Annotated in this window: 17 protein-coding genes and 1 riboswitch; of the genes, 8 read left to right on the top strand and 9 right to left on the bottom strand. The window is 63.2% G+C overall.

Features of this window, described 5'->3' with window-relative positions; genetic code table 11:
* The first annotated feature begins 193 nt into the window (after positions 1-193).
* Complete coding sequence (locus tag F0P97_RS21045) at positions 194-520, top strand: DUF3579 domain-containing protein (protein WP_003052588.1); 327 nt, start codon at positions 194-196, stop codon at positions 518-520.
* A gap of 79 nt (positions 521-599) precedes the next feature.
* Here F0P97_RS21045 and F0P97_RS21040 read toward each other — a convergent pair whose 3' ends face one another.
* The 3 genes from F0P97_RS21040 to rpsT form a co-directional block, all read right to left on the bottom strand.
* Positions 600-1,976: an MATE family efflux transporter gene (locus tag F0P97_RS21040; RefSeq protein ID WP_182283922.1), complete on the bottom strand. Its 1,377-nt coding sequence runs from the start codon at positions 1,974-1,976 to the stop codon at positions 600-602.
* A 111-nt stretch (positions 1,977-2,087) separates the two neighbouring features.
* Positions 2,088-3,782, bottom strand: a complete 1,695-nt coding sequence (gene mqo / locus F0P97_RS21035) for a malate dehydrogenase (quinone) (RefSeq protein ID WP_182283919.1) — start codon at positions 3,780-3,782, stop codon at positions 2,088-2,090.
* 324 nt (positions 3,783-4,106) lie between these two features.
* Positions 4,107-4,400 carry a 30S ribosomal protein S20 gene (gene rpsT, locus F0P97_RS21030; protein ID WP_158392819.1) on the bottom strand — a complete coding sequence of 98 codons (294 nt, stop codon included), beginning with the start codon at positions 4,398-4,400 and terminating at the stop codon, positions 4,107-4,109.
* 234 nt (positions 4,401-4,634) lie between these two features.
* Here rpsT and murJ point away from each other — a divergent pair, with 234 nt between their 5' ends.
* The gene (gene murJ, locus F0P97_RS21025) at positions 4,635-6,200 is read left to right on the top strand and encodes a murein biosynthesis integral membrane protein MurJ (protein WP_182283916.1); all 1,566 of its coding nucleotides are present in this window, start codon (positions 4,635-4,637) and stop codon (positions 6,198-6,200) included.
* A 104-nt stretch (positions 6,201-6,304) separates the two neighbouring features.
* A complete protein-coding gene (locus F0P97_RS21020) occupies positions 6,305-7,153 on the top strand; it encodes a SirB1 family protein (protein ID WP_182283912.1) in 849 nt (282 codons plus the stop codon).
* A gap of 24 nt (positions 7,154-7,177) precedes the next feature.
* Here the strand turns inward: F0P97_RS21020 and F0P97_RS21015 are convergent, their stop codons facing one another.
* Together F0P97_RS21015 and purM are read right to left on the bottom strand one after the other, a co-directional pair.
* Positions 7,178-8,236, bottom strand: a complete 1,059-nt coding sequence (locus F0P97_RS21015) for an AI-2E family transporter (RefSeq protein WP_182283910.1) — start codon at positions 8,234-8,236, stop codon at positions 7,178-7,180.
* A gap of 37 nt (positions 8,237-8,273) precedes the next feature.
* Positions 8,274-9,326, bottom strand: a complete 1,053-nt coding sequence (gene purM, locus F0P97_RS21010) for a phosphoribosylformylglycinamidine cyclo-ligase (RefSeq protein WP_182283907.1) — start codon at positions 9,324-9,326, stop codon at positions 8,274-8,276.
* A 625-nt stretch (positions 9,327-9,951) separates the two neighbouring features.
* On the opposite strand from purM, the gene hda reads away from it, so the two are divergent.
* The 4 genes from hda to folK are packed head-to-tail and all read left to right on the top strand — an operon-like array spanning position 9,952 to position 13,482.
* Positions 9,952-10,650, top strand: a complete 699-nt coding sequence (hda, locus tag F0P97_RS21005) for a DnaA regulatory inactivator Hda (protein WP_003070849.1) — start codon at positions 9,952-9,954, stop codon at positions 10,648-10,650.
* 57 nt (positions 10,651-10,707) lie between these two features.
* Positions 10,708-11,409: an HAD family hydrolase gene (locus F0P97_RS21000; RefSeq protein ID WP_182283904.1), complete on the top strand. Its 702-nt coding sequence runs from the start codon at positions 10,708-10,710 to the stop codon at positions 11,407-11,409.
* The gene (gene pcnB, locus F0P97_RS20995; protein WP_182283901.1) at positions 11,406-12,971 is read left to right on the top strand and encodes a polynucleotide adenylyltransferase PcnB; all 1,566 of its coding nucleotides are present in this window, start codon (positions 11,406-11,408) and stop codon (positions 12,969-12,971) included. The genes F0P97_RS21000 and pcnB overlap by 4 nt, the downstream gene beginning before the upstream one ends.
* The gene (gene folK / locus F0P97_RS20990; RefSeq protein WP_182283884.1) at positions 12,964-13,482 is read left to right on the top strand and encodes a 2-amino-4-hydroxy-6-hydroxymethyldihydropteridine diphosphokinase; all 519 of its coding nucleotides are present in this window, start codon (positions 12,964-12,966) and stop codon (positions 13,480-13,482) included. Before pcnB ends, folK begins: the two co-directional genes overlap by 8 nt.
* A gap of 110 nt (positions 13,483-13,592) precedes the next feature.
* Here the strand turns inward: folK and F0P97_RS20985 are convergent, their stop codons facing one another.
* Both F0P97_RS20985 and F0P97_RS20980 read right to left on the bottom strand, forming a co-directional pair.
* Positions 13,593-14,561, bottom strand: coding sequence for a Bug family tripartite tricarboxylate transporter substrate binding protein (locus F0P97_RS20985; RefSeq protein ID WP_232538003.1), 969 nt, complete (start codon positions 14,559-14,561; stop codon positions 13,593-13,595).
* A gap of 120 nt (positions 14,562-14,681) precedes the next feature.
* Positions 14,682-15,728, bottom strand: a complete 1,047-nt coding sequence (locus F0P97_RS20980; RefSeq protein ID WP_182283882.1) for a CDP-6-deoxy-delta-3,4-glucoseen reductase — start codon at positions 15,726-15,728, stop codon at positions 14,682-14,684.
* Between the two features lie 169 nt (positions 15,729-15,897).
* Between F0P97_RS20980 and F0P97_RS20975 the strand changes: the two genes are divergently transcribed.
* Positions 15,898-16,785: an SDR family oxidoreductase gene (locus F0P97_RS20975; RefSeq protein ID WP_182287274.1), complete on the top strand. Its 888-nt coding sequence runs from the start codon at positions 15,898-15,900 to the stop codon at positions 16,783-16,785.
* A gap of 118 nt (positions 16,786-16,903) precedes the next feature.
* On the opposite strand, the gene F0P97_RS20970 is transcribed toward F0P97_RS20975, so the two are convergent.
* Together F0P97_RS20970 and F0P97_RS20965 are read right to left on the bottom strand one after the other, a co-directional pair.
* Positions 16,904-17,590, bottom strand: coding sequence for a DUF4124 domain-containing protein (locus F0P97_RS20970; protein WP_182283879.1), 687 nt, complete (start codon positions 17,588-17,590; stop codon positions 16,904-16,906).
* Positions 17,591-17,677: 87 nt separating this feature from the next.
* Complete coding sequence (locus F0P97_RS20965) at positions 17,678-18,262, bottom strand: hypothetical protein (protein WP_182283877.1); 585 nt, start codon at positions 18,260-18,262, stop codon at positions 17,678-17,680.
* Between the two features lie 246 nt (positions 18,263-18,508).
* Positions 18,509-18,677: riboswitch (FMN riboswitch) on the top strand.
* Positions 18,678-18,749: the final 72 nt, after the last annotated feature.

The raw sequence follows: 18,749 nt of genomic DNA, 5'->3' as shown, positions 1-18,749 counted from the left end.
GCCTGAAAAATGAGAGCTTTGATTCTAGAGTGCCCGGATAACCCCAACATTGCGGATTGCGCATCGCTGCCATGCAATCAACCTACGCCATTGTGGGGTTGACAGCATGGCTCTTATACAAGAGTTAGAATGCTCGTTTAGGCATGTTGGCGGGGATCCCGCCTGGTTGCCGGATCTTTTTGGCGAATATTTGATGGTTACCCCTTCCAGCAAAGAACTGTTCATCATGGGTATGACCCATGCCGGAAAAACCTTTCGACCCAGCGACTGGGCCGAGCGCTTGGCCGGTGTCATGAGTCAGTTCCGCCCTGGTGGTGCCTGCGCCGGAAGCCATCTGAGCTACTCTCCCTGGTGTGTGCCCACGGTGATGAACGGCACCAAATGCGTGGTCATCAACCGGGATCTGCGCGACTACGAACCGATGGCATGGGACTTCTGCCTGAATTTCGCCAAGGACAACGATCTGCAAGTGGCCGAGGCCTGCCTGCTGCCAGACAAGCTGCCAGCCGGCAAGAAGTGATTTTTCAGGTGCCCAGAGGCGCCGCGCAAACGACAAAGGCTTCCACGGGAAGCTTTTTTTGTATCTGTGCGCTGCGGGTCTAGCTCTGCGCTGTCGTGCTGTCCAGCAGCCGTGAACGGCGCCACGGGCCCCAGCGGTAGTAGGCGATGGACAGCAGCATGGATGCCAGCGCGCTGAGCGGAAAGCTCCACCACAGCGCATCCTGCCCCCACAGCGGCTGCAGCCCCCAGGCCAGGGGCAGGCGCAGTCCCCACAGCGCCAGGGCCAGGATGCTCAGGGGCGCCAGCACCGCGCCCGTGGAGCGCACCACGCCGGCCAGCACGCTGCTCACGCCCAGCAGCATGAACGAGCCCAGCACGATGTGGTTGAGGTGGCGTGCGGGCTCCAGAGCCTTGCTGTCCTCGGGCAGGAACAGGGCCAGCACGGAGCGGTCGCAGGCCAGGATCAGGGCCACGCAGGCGCCGGTCAGCAACAGGTGGCACGTCACGCCGGCGCGTGCGGTGCGCGCCACACGCGGCCAGTGGCCGGCGCCCACGTTCTGGGCAGCGATGGTGGTGCAGGCCGAGGCCACGGCAATGGCCGGCATCTGGACATAGGCCCACAGCTGCAGGGCCGCGCCGTAGGCGGCCGAAACCTGGGCGCCATGGGTGTTGATCAGGGCCAGCATCAACACCAGGGAGAGCGAGACCACCAGCATCTGCAGGCCCATGGGCAGGCCCTTGGTGACCAGGCAGCGCACCAGTGCCGGTTCGGGCCGTAGATGGCGGCGCTGGCGCCAGCCTATCCATAGCGGCAGGCGCCGTCGACGCAGCCAGACCAGCAGGCCCGCAAGGCCGAGGCTGTTGGCCGCCAGGGTGGCCAGTGCCGAGCCCGCCATACCCAGACCGGGCAGGGGGCCGGCGCCGAAGATGAACAAGGGGTTGAGCAGGGCATCGCCCAGCGCCACGCCCAGCAGGGCTACGAAAGGTGTGCGGCTGTCGCCCGTGCCGCGCAGCACGGCGGTCACGAAGATCAGCAGCAGCATGGGTGGGAGTGCGAGAAAGAGCACCCTCAGATAGTCCACGGCCAGTGTGGCGGTGGCAGGCTCAGCCCCCATGGCGCCCAGCATGGGGGCGGCAAGCGGCCAGCCCAGGGTGGCCATCAGCAGGGACATGCCCAGAAACAGGCTGGCACTGGTGCCCGTGATGCGGCGTGCCAGGGCCCAGCGGTCCGCGCCCACGGCCTGAGCCACGAGCAGATTGGCGGCCTGGCTGATGCCGAAGACCAGGGCGATCAGCGCAAACAGCAGGTTGTTGGCATGCACGGCCGCGGACAGCGCGGTTTCGCCCAGATGGCGTCCGATCCAGAAGGCATTGACCGAGGTATTGAGCGACTGCAGCACATAACCGCCCCACAGAGGCAGGGAAAAACGCAGCAGGGCGCGGCCTATCGGTGCGTGGGTCAGTGGCTGGTGCATGGACAAAAGGAGGCGGCGCAAGCTCAAGCGCTGGGGCTTGGCAAGAAAAAACCCCGCGCGGCACAGGCCGGCGGGGTGGGCACCGGCGGGCCGGTGCGGGGAGAGCCGGGCTTAGAGCGCCTGCATTTCCTTGTTGAGCTGGGTCGGGTTCTGGGGGGCGGCGGCAGGCGCGGGAGCCGCTTCGGCCTTTTTGCCCAGATCGGCAGGGACATCCACATAGGGCAGCTTCAGGGCCGAGCTGGTCATGCGGCGGATCTCGTTGGTATAGGCAGCATCCTCGTTGATCTTGCGGCCGTAGGAGGGCACGATCTGCTGGATGTGGGTCTTCCACTCGGCGCTGGCCATCTGCTCGGGGAAGGACTTCTTGAGCAGGTTCAGCATGATGTGCGGAGCGGTCGAGGCGCCGGGCGATGCACCCAGCAGGGCGGCGATGCTGCCGTCTTCCGAGCCCACGATTTCGGTGCCGAACTGCAGCACGGCGCCTTTTTCAGGGTCGCGCTTGATGATCTGCACACGCTGGCCGGCGGTGACCAGCTTCCAGTCCTCGCGCTTGGCTTCGGGGAAGTACTGGGCCAGCACGGCCTGACGGTCTGCGTCGGTCAGCTCGGCCTGCTGCATCAGGTACTGGACCAGATCCAGGTTGTGGATGCCCACGCGCAGCATGCCCATCAGATTGTCATGGGTGACCGAGGAGAACAGGTCCCACCAGGAGCCGTTCTTGAGGAACTTGGTGGTGGCCAGTGCAAAGGGGCCGAACAGCACCACGGGCTTGCCGTCGAGCTGGCGGGCGTCCAGATGGGGTACGGACATGGGAGGCGAGCCGGTGGAGGCAATGCCGTAGGCCTTGACGTCGTGGCGCTTGGCCAGCTCGGGGTTCTCGATGGCCAGGAACTGGCCGCCCACGGGGAAGCCGGCGTAGTTCTTGGATTCTGGGATGCCCGAGGCCTGCAGCAGCTTGAGTGCGGCACCGCCGGCACCGACGAAGACGAACTTGGCCTTGACGGTCTTTTCCTGGCCGCCCTTGGCCAGATCGGCCACGGTCACGTTCCAGGTCTTGTCGGCGTTCTGGCGCAGTGCCGTGACTTCGCTTTGCAGGTGCAGCTGGAAGTTGGGACTCTTCTGGAGCGAGGCCATCAGCTGCTCGGTCCAGACGCCATGGTTCACGTCGGTGCCCAGGGGCATGTAGGTGGCGGCGATCTTCTGGGCCGGGTCACGGCCTTCGATCATCAGCGGGGCCCACTTCTTGATCTGTGCCTGGTCTTCGGAGTACTCCATGCCGTAGAACAGGGGGTTCTGGACCAGGGCCTGCTGGCGCTTCTTGAGGAAGGCGATGTTGTCGTCACCCCAGACGAAGCTCATGTGGGGCGTGGCATTCACGAAAGTTTCAGGCGACTGCAGGTGGCCGCGGCCGACCTGGTGGGCCCAGAACTGGCGCGTCACCTCGAACTGCTCGGCAATGCTCACGGCACGCTTGGTTTCCACGCTGCCGTCGGGCAGCTGGGGCGTGTAGTTGAGCTCGGCAAAGCCGGAGTGGCCGGTGCCGGCGTTGTTCCAGCCGTTGGAGCTTTCCAGGGCCACGCCGTCCAGGCGCTCGAAGACCTCGATCTTCCAGTCGGGCTGCAGCTCCTGCAGGTAGGTGGCCAGCGTCGTGCTCATCACGCCGGCGCCTACCATCACCACATCGACGGGCTGCTCGTTCTCGGCCTTGGGCACGGAGCGAGGAAATATTGGCCAAAACAAAAATAACAGCGCGGCCAGGACCAGGGCCGCGACGGCTCCCAGTCCTGCTTTGATCGACTTTTTCATGACTTTTTCTAGACTTGACTATCAAAAAAGCCTGCGGGCAGGCGGCAGGCTTTTTGCGAAGATACGGGGCAAGTCCTATAAAAGACATGAGACTCCCCGACCTAGGGATTGTCCTAGGGAAGTCAAAATATGACGCTAATCAATTCGTATTAGGGCGCTTTGTGCTAGGCGTGTGGCGCATCTGTGCATGCCTTGATGAGGCAGTCACCGTCGGGTACAGGCAACAAAAAAACCGCCATGAGGCGGTTTTGATGTTTTTGCTGACAGCGCACCCGTTACAAACGGCAGATGACCGAAGTCATCCGTGCTTGAGGGAGGCTGGTATTAAGCAGCCAGAGCCAGGGTCTTGACCTTGGCGGACAGGCGGCTCTTGTCGCGAGCTGCCTTGTTCTTGTGGAAGATGCCCTTGTCAGCGATCGTGTCGATCACGGACTGAGCCTTGGCAAACAGTTCAGCTGCCTTGGTCTTGTCGCCGGCCACAACAGCCTTCTCGACATTCTTGACAGCAGTGCGGTACTTGGAACGCAGCGAAGTGTTCGCAGCGTTCAGCTTGACGTTCTGGCGGGCGCGCTTGCGGCCAGAAGCCAGGCGGGGGTTCTTTTTGGCTTTAGTTGCCATGATTTATTTCCTTGTGTGTCTGAGGATGATGTCAGCAAAACAGTGGATTGTAGCATACCCCCTGAATGGCTGCGCCGCCTCCCCCAAAGGGGGACGACAGCTGCGCTGCGAGGCGGCTCTTGCTCGCTGTCCTGGTGTGAGGTGTGCCTGGCCGAAGAGTGTGGTTTGCTACAGAGTGCAAGGCACCGCGATCTGGGCAAGCAGCGGCTGGCGTGAACGCATACACTTCGCTGCGTGTCACTGTTCAAAGCCGCCTCCACCGTATCCCTGATGACGCTGGCCTCCCGTGTTTCGGGGCTGGTTCGCGATCTGCTCATGGCCTCCATGTTTGGAGCCAATGCCCTTACAGACGCGTTCAATGTCGCCTTCAGAATTCCCAACCTGTTCCGGCGCCTCTTCGCCGAAGGGGCTTTCAGCCAGGCCTTTGTGCCGGTGCTGGCCGCCAGCAAGACTCGGGATGGCGAGGAGGCCACGCGCCACCTGATCAGCCATGTCGCGACCATGCTGTTCTGGGCTCTGCTGGTGGTCTGCGTCTTGGGCGTGATCGGCGCGCCGCTGCTGGTCTGGCTGCTGGCCAGCGGCATGCGCCAGTCACCCGACGGCTATCACGCAGCCGTGGTGATGACGCGCTGGATGTTCCCCTATATCGGTTTTATGTCGCTTGTGGCTCTGTCGGCAGGCATTCTCAATACCTGGAAGAAGTTCGCGGTGTCGGCAGCCACGCCCGTGCTGCTCAATCTCAGCATGATCGTGGCGGCCCTGCTGGGAGCGCCCTGGTTCGAAAAGCAGGGCATAGAACCCATCTATGCCATGGCTGGCGGCGTGATGCTGGGCGGCGTGCTGCAACTGGCGGTGCAGATTCCTGCGTTGCGCTCCATGGGGCTGATGCCGCGCATCGGCTTTTCGCCTGCAGCCGTTCGCGCAGCCTGGGATGAGGCGGGCGTGCGTCGCATCCTGACGCTGATGGGGCCGGCGCTGCTGGGGGTAGGGGTGGCCCAGGTTTCGTTGATGATCAACACCCAGATCGCTTCCTATATGGCGCCCGGCAGCGTGACCTGGTTGTTCTATGCCGACCGTCTGATGGAGTTTCCCACGGCCTTGCTGGGCGTGGCTCTGGGGGTGGTGCTGACGCCGCAGCTGGCTTCAGCCAAGGCGGCAGGTGATGGCGAACGCTATTCCAATATGCTGGACTGGGGTCTGCGCCTGGTCGTGCTGCTGGCCGTGCCCTGCGCCGTGGGCCTGCTGACCTTTGCCACGCCGCTGGTGGCCACGCTATTCCATCGCGGTGCCTTGCATGACAGCGATGTGGGGCAGATTGCCCTGGCGCTGATGGGCTACGGCGCCGGCCTGCTGGGCCTGGTGGCCATCAAGGTGCTGGCCCCCGGCTACTACGCCAGCCAGGACATCCGCACACCCGTGAAGATTGCGATCGTGGTGCTGGTGATTACGCAGTTGCTCAATCTGGTGCTGGTGCCCTGGCTCAAGCACACAGGGCTGGCCCTGTCCATCGGTCTGGCTGCACTGGTCAACGCGAGCTGGTTGCTCACGGGCTTGCTGCGTCGCGGTACCTACAAGCCCAGGCCGGGCTGGTTGAAGTTCATCGTGCAGGTGATTGCGGCCAGTGCCTTGCTGGCGGTGCTGCTGCTCTGGGGCAGTCAGCACTTCGACTGGGTGGGCTTGCGCAGCAATGGCTTGCTGCGCGCAGGTCTGCTGGCTGTGATGATGGTCGGTGCCGCCGTGCTTTACTTTGGCGTGCTGATGCTGTCGGGCCTGAATCTGCGTCAATTGCTGCGCCGCTAAAGCTTGGGCTGCTCATGGAAAAGTGAGCGGTCAGCGCAGGTTTTACAGGCGTATCAAGGGGATTTCGCTTGCATGACCTGCCAAGGCGGCTTACAAATCAGCCTATGAGCTGGACGATAGACGAGTACCCCACGGCCCTGCAGTATTTTGCGTCCCTGGTGCAGAGCGACGATAACTTTGCCTTGATGGAAGCCGCCATCAGCATTGCTCAGGATGCCGAACCTGATCTTGACCTGCAGGCCGTGCTGGCGGAACTGGACAGGCTGCAAGTGCGCTTGGTGCAGCGTCTGGCTGGCGAGGAGGATGGTTTGCGCAAGCTCAGTGCGCTCAACAAGTTCTTCTACGGTGAGTTGGGCTTTGCCGGCAACCTCAACAACTATTACGACCCTGCCAACAGCTATATCCACCATGTGCTGCAGACCAGGCGCGGCATTCCCATCAGCGTGGCGCTGATCTGGCTGGAGCTGGCTGCCGGCATCGGTCTGACGGTGGAGGGCATAGGCTTTCCAGGGCATTTTCTGGTCAAGGTCATGCTGCCGCAGGGGCAGGTGGTGCAGGATCCGTTGACAGGCGATTCCTATTCCGCAAGCGCCTTGGCAGAGCGCCTGCAGCCGTTTCTTGATCAGGCAGGCATAACGCCCGATGATGCGCCGCCGCTGGGTCTGTATCTGCAGGCCGCTCATCCGCGCGATGTCGTGGCGCGCATGCTGCGCAATCTGCAGGAGATTCATCAGGTCCAGAAAGACTGGCCCATGCTGGTGGCCGTGCTCAATCGCCTGATCCTGCTGCAGCCCGGCCGCGAGGAGCTGTTCCGGGACCGCGGCATGGCGTATGCCCAATGGGGAGTGATTGAAAGAGCGCTATCGGATCTGGAGCGTTATGCGCCTGCCGCACAGGGGCAGGAGGCCAATTACATCGCCAAAACCATTGCCCGGCTGCGCCGCGCGGGTTGAGCGCCTTGGTGGCAGGCAGCTTGCTTACACCAGTTGTGCGGCTTCCAGCTCTTTCTTGAGATAGGCATAGAACAGCGGCGCTGCCACCAGACCAGCGGGGCCGAAGACGGACTCGGCCACAAACATCACGGCCAGCAGCTCCCATACGCCCATATGCGTGCGTGTTCCCACCACCTTGGCGTTGATCACGTATTCAGCCTTGTGAATCAGGATCAGGAAGCCCAGGCAGGCGGCGGCAGCTATGGGCGATACGGACAGGCCAACCAGCGTCAGCACGGCATTGCACAGCAAGTTGCCGACGATGGGGATCAGCCCGGCGATAAAAGTCAGCGTGATCAGCGCGGGGGTGTAAGGCAGTTGCAGCTTCCAGATCGGCAATATGGCCAACAGGAATATGGACGTCAGCAGAGTGTTGAAGGCCGCAATCCAGAACTGGGCGGCCACGATCTGCTTGAAGGCCAGGGCAAAGTGACCGATGCGCTGCTGCAGGGCCTGCACCAGCGGCGGGTGGCGCGTGGCGATGGGGCGAACGGCTGCCAGCGCGCCGATGATCAGGCCCACATAGGCATAGAGCAAGCCAGTGAGCCAGGCCCTGCCTGCAGTGGCCAGCACACCGGCCTTGGCGGCCAGATAGCCGGCCAGCTTGCTTTGAATTTCCTGAGCGCCGTCAGGCAGTTGGTCGGCAATGTCCGAAGGCAGTTTTTCCCGCAGCTCCAGCACCGTGGCCGCCAGATAGTCCAGCAGTTCCTTGTACTGGGCGGGGGCTTCGGTGATATAGGTTCGGGTCTGGGAGAGTGCGCCGCTGAGCAGGGCCAGCGGCGCCAGAATCACGATGGTGGTGGCAACCACCTGGGCCCAGCGTGGCAGCTGGTGGCTGGCAAAGGCGCGAGGGTTGGCGCGTGACAGCAGACGCGACAGCGAGCGGGTAAGCATGAAGCCTACGCACACACACAGCAGGCCGGGGAGTATTCCCTGATGCATGACGAGCAGCAATGCTGCTCCCATCAATATGTAACTGGCCAGTATGACCTTGGGCGAAGGGCCCGGTTGCGTAGTGATGGGGGCGGGCAAATGCTGCGTCATTCAGGCTCGGGGTAGAGGGGCTGTGATGAAGATTTGCTTAGCGAACTTCAACGGGCTTGCCGGAGCCGATTTCCGTGATGGCGCCAATGCTGTAGACCTTCTCGCCCAGTTCGGCCAGTGTGGCCGTCGTGGCTTCCGCGTCTTCAGCGGCCACCACAACCACCATGCCGATACCGTTGTTGAACGTGCGGTTCATCTCGATGTCGTCAATGCCGGCGGTCTTTTGCAGCCAGGCGAACAGCTCGGTCTGAGGCCAGCTGCCAGCCTTGAGATGGGCTGCGGTGCCTTCGGGCAGCACGCGGGGAATGTTTTCCAGCAGGCCGCCGCCGGTGATGTGGGCCAGGGCCTTGATGGGGTGCTTGTCCAGTGCGGCCAGCACGTTCTTCACATACAGACGGGTGGGTTCCATGATGGCGGCCTTGAAGGGCTTGCCGTCCAGAGTCTCGGGCAGGCTGCCCTGGGCCTCGGCGCGCTCGATGCATTTGCGCACCAGCGAGAAACCGTTGGAGTGCACGCCGTGCGAGGCCAGACCCAGCACCACATCGCCAGGCTTGACGTTCTGACCGCTGAGGATCTTGGACTTTTCGACTGCACCGACGGCAAAGCCGGCCAGATCATATTCGCCATCGGGGTACATGCCGGGCATCTCGGCGGTTTCACCGCCGATCAGTGCACAGCCGGACAGCTCGCAACCCTTGGCAATACCGCCCACCACGGCAGCAGCGGTGTCCACATGCAGCTTGCCGCAGGCGAAATAATCGAGGAAGAACAGGGGCTCGGCGCCCTGCACCAGCACATCGTTCACGCTCATGGCCACCAGGTCGATGCCCACGGTGTCGTGCATATTCCACTCGAAGGCCAGCTTGAGCTTGGTGCCCACGCCGTCGGTGCCGGACACCAGCACGGGTTCCTTGTAGCGCTTGGGCACTTCGAACAGGGCGCCGAAGCCGCCGATGCCGGCCATCACGCCTTCGCGCATGGTTTTCTTGGCCAGGGGCTTGATGCGTTCGACCAGGGCGTCGCCTGCGTCGATGTCAACACCGGCGTCTTTGTAGGAAATGGGGGTAGAGGAGGATGCGGAAGAGCTCATCGATGGATCCGGTGCGGGGGCGCCCTGCTGGGCGGAAACCCCGGGATTCTACGGCGCTTGCCCGTGCAGCGGGGGCGCCCGGACATGCGTCAAAGGGTTTTGCTGGAGCATTCATGGCCTGACTACAACAACGGCAGTAGGCAAAATCAGCCCGAAGCCGCTCGGGGGCTGCGAGTGCAGACTAAAATTGGTGCTTTTGTTACCGAGTGATCATGCTAGGGCATATTGCAGGGCCTGATCTAAGAACGTGTTGACGATCTCTACGCAGCCGCGTTGGAGCGCAATCGGGATGAGTTTGATGCGATGGCTCGCCGCTTGCACCGGGGTGCAAGCAAGAGTCAGCGCGCAGAAATCGCCCGATTTCGCTCCAACCCTTCGGGACAGCGGCTTGGCGGACGGTCTGCGGCGTTGCGAATCCTCGCAATAGCAGCGCTATTGCTGCGGTATCGCGCCTAGCATTCCACTCCGCAAAGCCGCTGTCGCGGTGCGAGGAGATTGTCAACACGTTCTGGTGCGCGTCCGGGCCTTTGTATCTTCCACCATTGATGCTGATGAATCTCCTGCCAGATTTCGCCGCATGGGCTGTTGAGTGCCCAGGAAAGGGGGCGCTGCGCGTATGTCGCAGATGAAGCAGCTGGCTCTGGATATCAGCATGGCGCCCGGCCCGACGCTTGCGCGTTTCTTTGTCGGCCCCAATGCTGCATTGATCGATCACCTGCGTCACTGGGTGGGCGATGGCCAGTTGCAGCAGTCGCGCACGCCGGTGCCCACCTATCTCTGGGGAGAGGCCGGGTCCGGCAAGAGTCATTTGCTCAAGGCGGTGCGTGAAGCCCTGCGCGAGCAAGGAGCCATGGTGGGCTGGATGGATGCATCCACGCCGTTCCCGCCCGAGTTCGACGAACGCTGGGCCGCCGTGCTCATGGACGATGTGGACATCTACACCCCGTTCCAGCAGGCGCGTGCCTTCAACTGGTTTGTGAATGCCACCAGCCCCGCCACCGGCCTGCCGCGCTGGGTGCTGGCTGCGGGTCAGTTGCCGGTGGCCGATCTCAAGATGCGCGAGGACTTGCGCACCCGTCTTGGCTGGGGGCATGTCTATCAGCTGCATCTGCTCGATGAATCGGCACGGCGTGCCGTGCTGCGTCAGGAGGCAGATGCCCGTGGCGTGTTCCTGAGCGACGAAGTGATGGATTACATGCTCAGACGCTTTTCGCGGGATCTGGGCTCGCTGATGCAGCTGCTGGACATGCTGGACGGTTTTGCCTTGCGTAACAAGCGCGCCATCACCATCCCGCTGCTCAAGACCATGCTGGAAACCGAGTGAGGCCCCCGGTCACGCTCACCGCTTTGGCCATGCCACAGCACTTTTTGTTGGATTTGAATGTCGACTTCTGAATTGGCTATCAAGCCCAGGCTGGCCCTGTTTGACCTGGACCATACGCTGCTGCCGCTGGACTCCGACCATGGCTGGGGCGAGTTCTCCATTGCCATCGGTTGGTGCGACCGCGAGGAGTTCGGGCGCCAGAACGATGCCTTTTTTGACGACTATCTGGCCGGCCGTCTCAACATCCCCGACTATGTGCGCTTTGCCACGGCTGCCGTGGTGCAGCGCGGCGAGGCCGAGGCCACGGCCGCGCATCAGCGCTTCATGGACGAGGTGATTCGCCCTGCAATGAAGCCTGCCGCCCTGGCCTTGGTGCAGCAGCACCTGGATGCAGGCGATACCGTGGTCATCACCTCGGCCACCAACGAGTTTGTGACGCGTCCCATCGCCCAGGCTTTCGGTGTGCAGCATCTGCTGGCGACCGAGCTGGTGCGTGATGGCAGCGGCTGGTTCACAGGCGAGATCGCCGGCACTCCCAATATGCGCGAGGGCAAGGTCGTGCGCATGACCGAATGGCTGACCCAGCGCGGCCTGCGCTGGGAGGATGTCGAGGCGACCTTCTACAGCGACTCCATGAACGATGTGCCCCTGCTTGAAAAAGTGGATCACCCTGTGGCCACCAACCCCGATGCGCGCTTGCGTGCCCTGGCCGAGGAACGCGGCTGGCGCATCGTGGACCTATTTAGCGAAGCACCATGATCAAGACCATTATTGACAAGCTGCTGGGCAAGGCGCCCGCAGCCCCCCGCTCGCGCAAGCCCAAGTTCGGCAAGCGTGAGGAAGTGCCGGTTCAGGTGCATGGCATAGACCCGAATCTGGTTGACCGTCGCGCCATCGACGTGGTGCAGACCCTCAAGCGCTCGGGCCACGAGGCCTATATCGTCGGCGGCGCCGTGCGCGATCTGCTGCTGGGCCTGCGTCCCAAGGACTTCGACGTGGCCACCGATGCCACGCCTGAACAGGTCAAGAACCTGTTTCGCCGCGCCTTCATCATCGGCAAGCGTTTTCGCATCGTGCACGTGGTCTACGGCCGCGGCCGTGAAAACGAAGTCATCGAGGTTTCCACCTTCCGCGCCTTTCTGGACAACAGCGCGGCCGAGCAGGTCAGCGGCAACGAACGTACCAGCAAGAATCAGCTGGCGGGGCTGAAGCATGCCGTGGATGCCAGCGGCCGCGTGCTGCGCGACAACGTCTGGGGCCCGCAGGATCAGGATGCCACGCGCCGCGACTTCACCATCAACGCCATGTACTACGATCCCGAGACACAGATCGTGGTCGACTATCACGGCGGCATTGCGGACGCCAAGAAGAAGGTGCTGCGCATGATCGGCGATCCGGCCACGCGCTACCGCGAAGATCCGGTGCGCATCATTCGTGCCGTGCGTTTTGCCGCCAAGCTCAGCGGCAAGGGCTTCAAGCTCGAAGCCAAGACCGCCAAGCCTCTGGTCGAGTGCGAGCCGCTGCTGCAGGAAGTGCCGCAAAGCCGCTTGTTCGACGAAATGCTCAAGCTGCTGCAGACTGGTCACGCGCTGGCCTCGGTGGCTCAACTCAAGGAGCTGGGCCTGTCGCGCGGCATCTATCCGCTGCTGGACGTGGTCATGGAGCGCGCCGACCATCCCTTCGTGCAGGCCGCACTGATGGATACCGACCGCCGTGTGGCCGAAGGCAAGCCCGTGGCGCCCAGCTTTTTGCTGGCCTGCGTGCTTTGGCAGGATGTCAAGCAAGGCTGGGAAAAGCGTCTGGCCAAGAGCTATCACCCTTTCCCGGCGCTGCAGGAGTCGATCGACGAAGTGTTCGATCAGCGCATCGGCGATGTGTCGGGCCGGGGCAAGCTGGCTGCCGATATGCGCGAAATCTGGGTCATGCAGCCGCGCTTTGACAAGCGCACCGGAGCCACCCCGCACTCCATGGTGGCGCAGCCGCGCTTCCGTGCCGGTTTTGACTTCATGCGCCTGCGTGCCGATATCGGCGAGGTCGAGGAAAGTCTGGCCAGCTGGTGGCAGGAGTTCCAGCAGGCCGACGATGCCCAGCGCGATGACCTGATTGCCCAGGCACGCGACGAGCAGCGCGCCCGCCAGCGTGCCCAGCAGCAAACGGCTCCCAAGGTCCATCGCGTGGCCAAGAAAAAAGCCGAAGGCGATCAGGACAGCCCGCTGGATCAGGTCGCCGCAGAAGGCGATGCAGCCGCTCCCAAAAAGCGCCGCCGCCGTCGCCGCAAGCCATCTGCCGGTGCTGCTCCTGCCGCCGGTGGTGATGAGTAAACCGGCCGCCTTGGCGGCCGACATGGTTGCGGTCGGTCTCGGGGCCAACCTCGGCGATGCACGCCGGACCCTGTCCTGGGCCGTGGCGGCGATGGCCGGGCTGGCCCGGACCGAGCTGCTGGCCGTGTCCTCGCTCTACAGCAGCAAACCCATTGATTCGTCCGGGCCTGACTATCTGAATGCGGTGGCGCTGCTGCGCACCGGGCAGGAGCCGCTGGATCTGCTGCACGCGCTGCAGGCGATCGAGCTGCAGGCCGGACGTGAGCGTCCCTACCGCAATGCGCCGCGCACTCTGGATCTGGATATCGAGCTATGGGGGGACCGGCAGTCGGAGGATCCCGAGCTGATCCTTCCCCACCCGCGCATGTGGCAGCGAGCCTTTGTGCTGCTGCCGCTGGCCGAAATTGCGCCAGGCTGCGTGAGCGCCGAGCAATTGCAGGCCGTGGCAGACCAGGGCATAGAACGCAGTCTGGCTCAGGGTTGGTGGACAGAGCAGTCAGCGCAGTTCTGATTTAATAGCTTGTTGGGATTGCCTGGCAATCGATAGAGACTGAAATCACCTATAAAAAAGCCCCGGGGCCGTAAGGCTGCCGGGGCTTTTTCAATCAGCGTCAGGGCCAGTCAGTCGACCTTGGCGCCGGAGGCCTTGACGATGGGCTGGTATTTGGCGCGCTCGGAGGCCATGAACTTGTCGAATTCGGCGGGCGTGGAGCCCACGGGTTCGGCCATCAGGGCGTTGAAGCGGGTCTTGGTTTCCGGTGCTTGCAGGGCATCATTGAAGGCCTTGCTCAGCTTGTCCAGCACGGGCTTGGGGGTGCCGGCCGGGGCAACCAGTCCCCACCATGTGTCGATGGCAAAACCGGGGTAGGTCTTGGACAGCGCGGGCACGCCGGGCAGCAGCGGCGAGGCATTGAGCGAAGTCACAGCCAGAGCCACCAGCTTGCCGCTCTTGATATTGGGCGCGGCCGCAGCCAGGTTGTCGATATTGAAGTCCACCTCGCCAGACAGCAGGGCCAGCTGGGCAGGATTGGCGCCACGGTAGGGCACGTGCAGGGCAAAGATGCCGGCCTTTTGCTTGAGCATCTCGCCCGCCAGATGGCCTGCAGAGCCATTGCCGCCGCTGCCGTAGTTGAGCTTGCCGGGATGGCTCTTGGCGTAGGCGATCAGATCGGCCACGCCATGGATCTTGAGCTGCTCGGCCTTGGCTGCATTCATCACCAGCACATTGGGCACGCGCACCATCTGGGTGATGCCGGCAAAGTCCTTGCCCGCGTCATAGGGCATCTTGGTGTAGAGCCAGGGGTTGACGGCATGGGTGGCCGTGGCGGCCAGGCCGATGGTCATGCCGTCGGGCTGGGCCTTGGCAATGGCGTCTGCGCCGATGTTGCCGCCTGCACCGGCCTTGTTGTCGATGATGACGACGCCCAGGGAATCGCGCACCCGCTCTGCCAGTGCGCGGGAGGTGATGTCCAGCGGACCACCGGGCGCATAGGGCACGATCAGACGGATGGGTTCTTGGGCCTGGGAGAGGGGAGAGGCCAAGGCAGCAGCGGCCGCCATGACCGAGAGAAGGCTGTTTCTACGGTTCATAGAGTTCTATTGTGCAAAAAATTGCAGCGGCTCCGGAACTGGCGGTTACTTGTGCAAGAAAAATGCGCGTAAACCCTGATGCGGCATGGAATGCATCGGGGTTTGCGCAAAACAGCGTTCTTACTTGTCCGCTTCGGAGGTAAAGGCGTCGGCGTAGAACTCTTCGGCAGGCAGCGCGCGTTCGCTGGTATAAGCGGCGCGGGCCGAATCCACGACGATGGGAGCACCGCAGGCATAGACCTGGTAGCCGGACAGGTCGGCAAAGTCGTCCAGCACGGCCTGATGGACAAAGCCTGTGCGGCCCGTCCAGGCGTCTTCGGCCAGGGCATCGGAGATCACGGGTACATACCTGAATTGGGGCATGGCGGCCGTGTGCTCGGCAATCCAGCTGGCGTCATACAGGTCGGTGGGGCGGCGGCCACCCCAGTACAGCGTGACGGGGCGGTTGATGCCCTTGTGGCGCATATGCTCGATCAGTGCCTTGATAGGGGCAAAGCCCGTGCCCGAGGCGAGCAGGATGATGGGCTTGTCCGAGTCCTCGCGCAGGAAGAAGCTGCCGAACGGGCCCTCCACCCGCAGGATTTCCTTTTCCTTCATGCCGCCGAAGACATGATCGGTGAACTTGCCGCCTTCCATGTGACGGATATGCAGCTCGATGCCGGGCGCCGTCTCCTGCACATGGGGCGCGGTGGCCATGGAATAGGCTCGGCGGGCACCGTCGCGCAGTATGAACTCCACATACTGGCCGGCGTGGTAGCGGAACTTCTCGCTGGCCGGCAGCTGCAGGCGCACCTGCATCACGTCATGCGACTTCTTCTCGAGAGCGGCCACGCGCACGGGCATCTTCTTGATGGGGAAGGAGCTGGCGTCCGTGACCTGGCGCGACTCCAGCACCACATCGCTGTGGGGCGTGGCGCAGCAGGTCAGCACATAGCCGCTGGCTTCCTCTTCGGCTGTCAGAGCCTTGTCCGAGTGCGTACCGTGGCTGACTTCGCCGCTGAGCTTCTTGCACTTGCAGGAGCCGCAAGCACCGTCCTTGCAGCCATAGGGCAGGCCGACGCCGGTGCGAATGGCTGCGGCCAGAATGGTTTCAGCGCCCTGAGTGGCAAAAGCACGTCCGCTGGGCTGGACGGTAATTTCAAACGAAGCGTGGGCAATCTCGGTCATGACGTTTTGGTTATCCTTGAAGGCGTATACGGCAGCCTTTTTGTCGGCAATGCTGCAGTCGCAGCAACGCCAGTGGCTCCTTAGAACTTGTACGCAGCAGGTCCCGATTTTGCCTTCAAACCAAAGCCCATTGGGCGCGCTGCCAGCGCGCTTTCGTCGTGAACGCTTATTGATCGTCGGCCACGGCGATGTGGGTCGGCGCGTGGCCCGATTGCTGGTTGCTTCGGGTCGTGGCAGGCACGGCATTCAGGTGCTGGCCTTGAGCCGCAACCCGGAGCGGGCCGGGGTGCTGCACGCACAGTCCGTGAGGCCTTTGTGGGGAGATCTGGACGATCCGGCCAGTCTGCGCAGGCTGGCAGGTATCGCGACGCGGGTGCTGCATCTGGCACCGCCTCCGACACTGGCTGCCGAGGATGCCAACAGGTGGCTGGACACCCGCACCACGGCTCTCATGCGGGCACTGCGCCTGCGCAGTCTGCCGCGCAGCCTGGTCTATGCATCGACCTCGGGGGTCTATGGCGACTGCGAGGGGCAGTGGGTGAGCGAGAGCCGGTCCGTTGCGCCGACGACCGCCAGAGCTCAGCGCCGTGTGAATGCCGAGCTCGCCGTGCGCTTTGCCGGTCGCTTGGGTCTGCGGGCCAGCATCTTGCGCATTCCCGGCATCTACGCACCGGATCGTGAGGGCGGTACGCCCCGCGCCCGGCTGCAGCGAGGCACCGCCGTGCTGCAGGCCGACGACGACGTCTATACCAACCATATTCATGCCGACGATCTGGCACGTGCCTGCCTGCTTGCGCTGTGGCGCGGCAAGCCGCAGCGCATCTATCACGCCAGCGACGACACGCAGCTGAAGATGGGGGATTACTTCGATCTGGCGGCCGATCTCTACGGCCTGGCCCGGCCGCCGCGCATTTCGCGCGAGCAGGCGCAGACAGAACTGCCGGCAAGTCTGCTGAGCTTCATGAGCGAGTCGCGGCGGCTGTCGAATCAGCGGCTCAAGCGTGAGTTGCGACTCAGGCTGCGCTATCCCACGGTGACCGAGGGCCTGCAAAGCTAGGCAGAGCCAAGAGCACAACCCTCAAACATGGGCTCGGCCAAGCAAGGGGTGACAAGCAAACGCCGCCGCGCGGCGAAGCTGTCGTCCCCTGGGGGAAGGCGCAAAGCGCTTCAGGGGATTACGGTATCGGATGCACGCCGCCGCGGTTGTCATAGCAGCGGAAGACATTGCAGTTGACGATCTTGGCGGGCGGCTGCGATGGCGTGGGACGTGCCGGCGGGTAGCGGTTGGGAGGATAGCCATAGCCCCACTGCGGGCGGTTGATGGCATTGGGATGCAGGGCCCGGCTTTGCTGCAACTGTTGGTAGGCGGCAGCACCCAGGCAGCTCATCTCCATCTGGGCCTGGGCTGCCTGGCTGCGCTCACCCCAGGTGGCTGGGTCGGGGCTGGCTTCGGCCAGGATGGCGTTGTAGCGCTCGCGGGCCTGGCGGCAGGCGGGCGTGTTTTCCAGATTGACTCCGGCCCGGGCCTGGGCTCTCTCGGCGGCCTCGCGTTCCTTGCGCTCCTGCTCTTCACGCTGGCGGCGCTGGGCATCGTCGCGCGCCATCTGGGCCTTGCTGCGCTCCCGAGCCTGGCTGGCATTGGCACGCTCGGTCGCAATTTCCTCGGCGCTTTGCGCCGCCTGAATCTGCGTGCTCATTTCGCCCGAGATGCAGCGGCCGTTGGTATAGGTCACCTCGCCGGTCTTGGCATCGACACAGCGCATGACCTGAGCCTGGGCCGTGCCTGCGATCAGCGCCCAGCCCAGCAGCAAGCCCAGCGGCAGCTTGCGCATGATGGCGGCGGGAGATAGAGGCTCTGACATGAACGCTCCTTCAAAGGCGTTTAAGTGCCTGCAAATTATGAAGTGGCGGCAAGAAAAGCAGAAGCGGTGCCGTGCCGCAGCGTCCGGTCAGCGCCAGTCACCGCGAGGAGGAAAGCCTTGTTGCTGGCCTTCGCGTTGGCGTTGCTGCTGGCGCTGATCGCGATCACGATCACGATCACGATCGGCCTGCATGCGGTCACGCTCGCGTTGCTGCGACTGCTGCTGCTGCTGCTCGCGCTCCTGCTGGCGGCGCATCTGGTCTTGGTCACGACGATTCTGGGATTGCTGACGATCCCATTCGCGGCGCTGCTGATCCTGCATACGCTGCTGGTCGCGGTCGCGTTCCATCTGACGCTGCCATTGCTCACGATCGCGCATGTTCTGGGCGCGATCGCGTTCCAGCTCGCGCTGGCGCTCCCATTGACGGCGCTCACGTTCGCGCCATGCCCAGTCATTGCGGTCCTGGCCCTGGTACACCGGGTAGGCGGGATAGGCCGGATAAACGGGCTGGCTGTTGTAGATGGTGGTGGAGCCATAGCTGCCACCGTAGCCTCCGCCATAGCCGGAGTCATACTCGCCGGGAACCGCGCAGGCCGTGCACAGGGCGGCCAAAGCCCCCATGCTGGCCCAGCGTGTGGGGGTGGACATCAATGCCTGCAAGGATGGTCTCATGGCTTGTCTGGTGAGGTGTGGGTGGGCGCAATCCCTTGTGCTCTTAACGTCCGGCGGCTGTTCCGGGTTGACTTCATGATGCAGAGTGCTCATTAAATGAGAGCTTGATTCGCTTTTTGGGTGTGCGATATGGGCGGTTTTACCTTGATTTTTGGATGGACGCCATAGTGACCCTTTTGTCAAAAGCGCTGCCAAAGCGTCGCTAGAATGACTTCGTCTTGCGGTGAATTCAGGTTCACTGCAAAGCAGCGTTCTCAGGGCGGGGTGCAATTCCCCACCGGCGGTATCTGCGGCAATGCATTGCATTGACTGCGGCAGCCCGCGAGCGCCTGAAGTCTCGCCAGAGGCTGAAGGGTCAGCAGATCTGGTGAGATGCCAGAGCCGACGGTCATAGTCCGGATGAAAGAGATCGCGCAGCATCGGTCCGTGGTGCAGCAGCTATCGCTGCCGCATGGGCAGGTGTACCAGCGCACGCCCTGATTCATTG

The sequence above is a fragment of the Comamonas testosteroni genome (assembly GCF_014076415.1).
Lineage (GTDB): Bacteria > Pseudomonadota > Gammaproteobacteria > Burkholderiales > Burkholderiaceae_C > Comamonas > Comamonas testosteroni_F.
This window is presented reverse-complemented; position numbering and strand designations above follow the sequence as displayed.

What these genes read in the sequence shown, in the direction of transcription:
- F0P97_RS21040 (WP_182283922.1), bottom strand. Translation starts at nt 1,976, where the DNA reads ATGCACCAGCCACTGACCCACGCACCGATAGGCCGCGCCCTGCTGCGT.
- F0P97_RS21000 (WP_182283904.1), top strand. Translation starts at nt 10,708, where the DNA reads ATGTCGACTTCTGAATTGGCTATCAAGCCCAGGCTGGCCCTGTTTGAC.
- purM (WP_182283907.1), bottom strand. Translation starts at nt 9,326, where the DNA reads ATGAGCTCTTCCGCATCCTCCTCTACCCCCATTTCCTACAAAGACGCC.
- F0P97_RS20970 (WP_182283879.1), bottom strand. Translation starts at nt 17,590, where the DNA reads ATGTCAGAGCCTCTATCTCCCGCCGCCATCATGCGCAAGCTGCCGCTG.
- F0P97_RS21020 (WP_182283912.1), top strand. Translation starts at nt 6,305, where the DNA reads ATGAGCTGGACGATAGACGAGTACCCCACGGCCCTGCAGTATTTTGCG.
- F0P97_RS20965 (WP_182283877.1), bottom strand. Translation starts at nt 18,262, where the DNA reads ATGAGACCATCCTTGCAGGCATTGATGTCCACCCCCACACGCTGGGCC.
- F0P97_RS20985 (WP_232538003.1), bottom strand. Translation starts at nt 14,561, where the DNA reads ATGAACCGTAGAAACAGCCTTCTCTCGGTCATGGCGGCCGCTGCTGCC.
- pcnB (WP_182283901.1), top strand. Translation starts at nt 11,406, where the DNA reads ATGATCAAGACCATTATTGACAAGCTGCTGGGCAAGGCGCCCGCAGCC.
- mqo (WP_182283919.1), bottom strand. Translation starts at nt 3,782, where the DNA reads ATGAAAAAGTCGATCAAAGCAGGACTGGGAGCCGTCGCGGCCCTGGTC.
- F0P97_RS21015 (WP_182283910.1), bottom strand. Translation starts at nt 8,236, where the DNA reads ATGACGCAGCATTTGCCCGCCCCCATCACTACGCAACCGGGCCCTTCG.
- hda (WP_003070849.1), top strand. Translation starts at nt 9,952, where the DNA reads ATGAAGCAGCTGGCTCTGGATATCAGCATGGCGCCCGGCCCGACGCTT.
- F0P97_RS20980 (WP_182283882.1), bottom strand. Translation starts at nt 15,728, where the DNA reads ATGACCGAGATTGCCCACGCTTCGTTTGAAATTACCGTCCAGCCCAGC.
- F0P97_RS21045 (WP_003052588.1), top strand. Translation starts at nt 194, where the DNA reads ATGGTTACCCCTTCCAGCAAAGAACTGTTCATCATGGGTATGACCCAT.
- folK (WP_182283884.1), top strand. Translation starts at nt 12,964, where the DNA reads ATGAGTAAACCGGCCGCCTTGGCGGCCGACATGGTTGCGGTCGGTCTC.
- rpsT (WP_158392819.1), bottom strand. Translation starts at nt 4,400, where the DNA reads ATGGCAACTAAAGCCAAAAAGAACCCCCGCCTGGCTTCTGGCCGCAAG.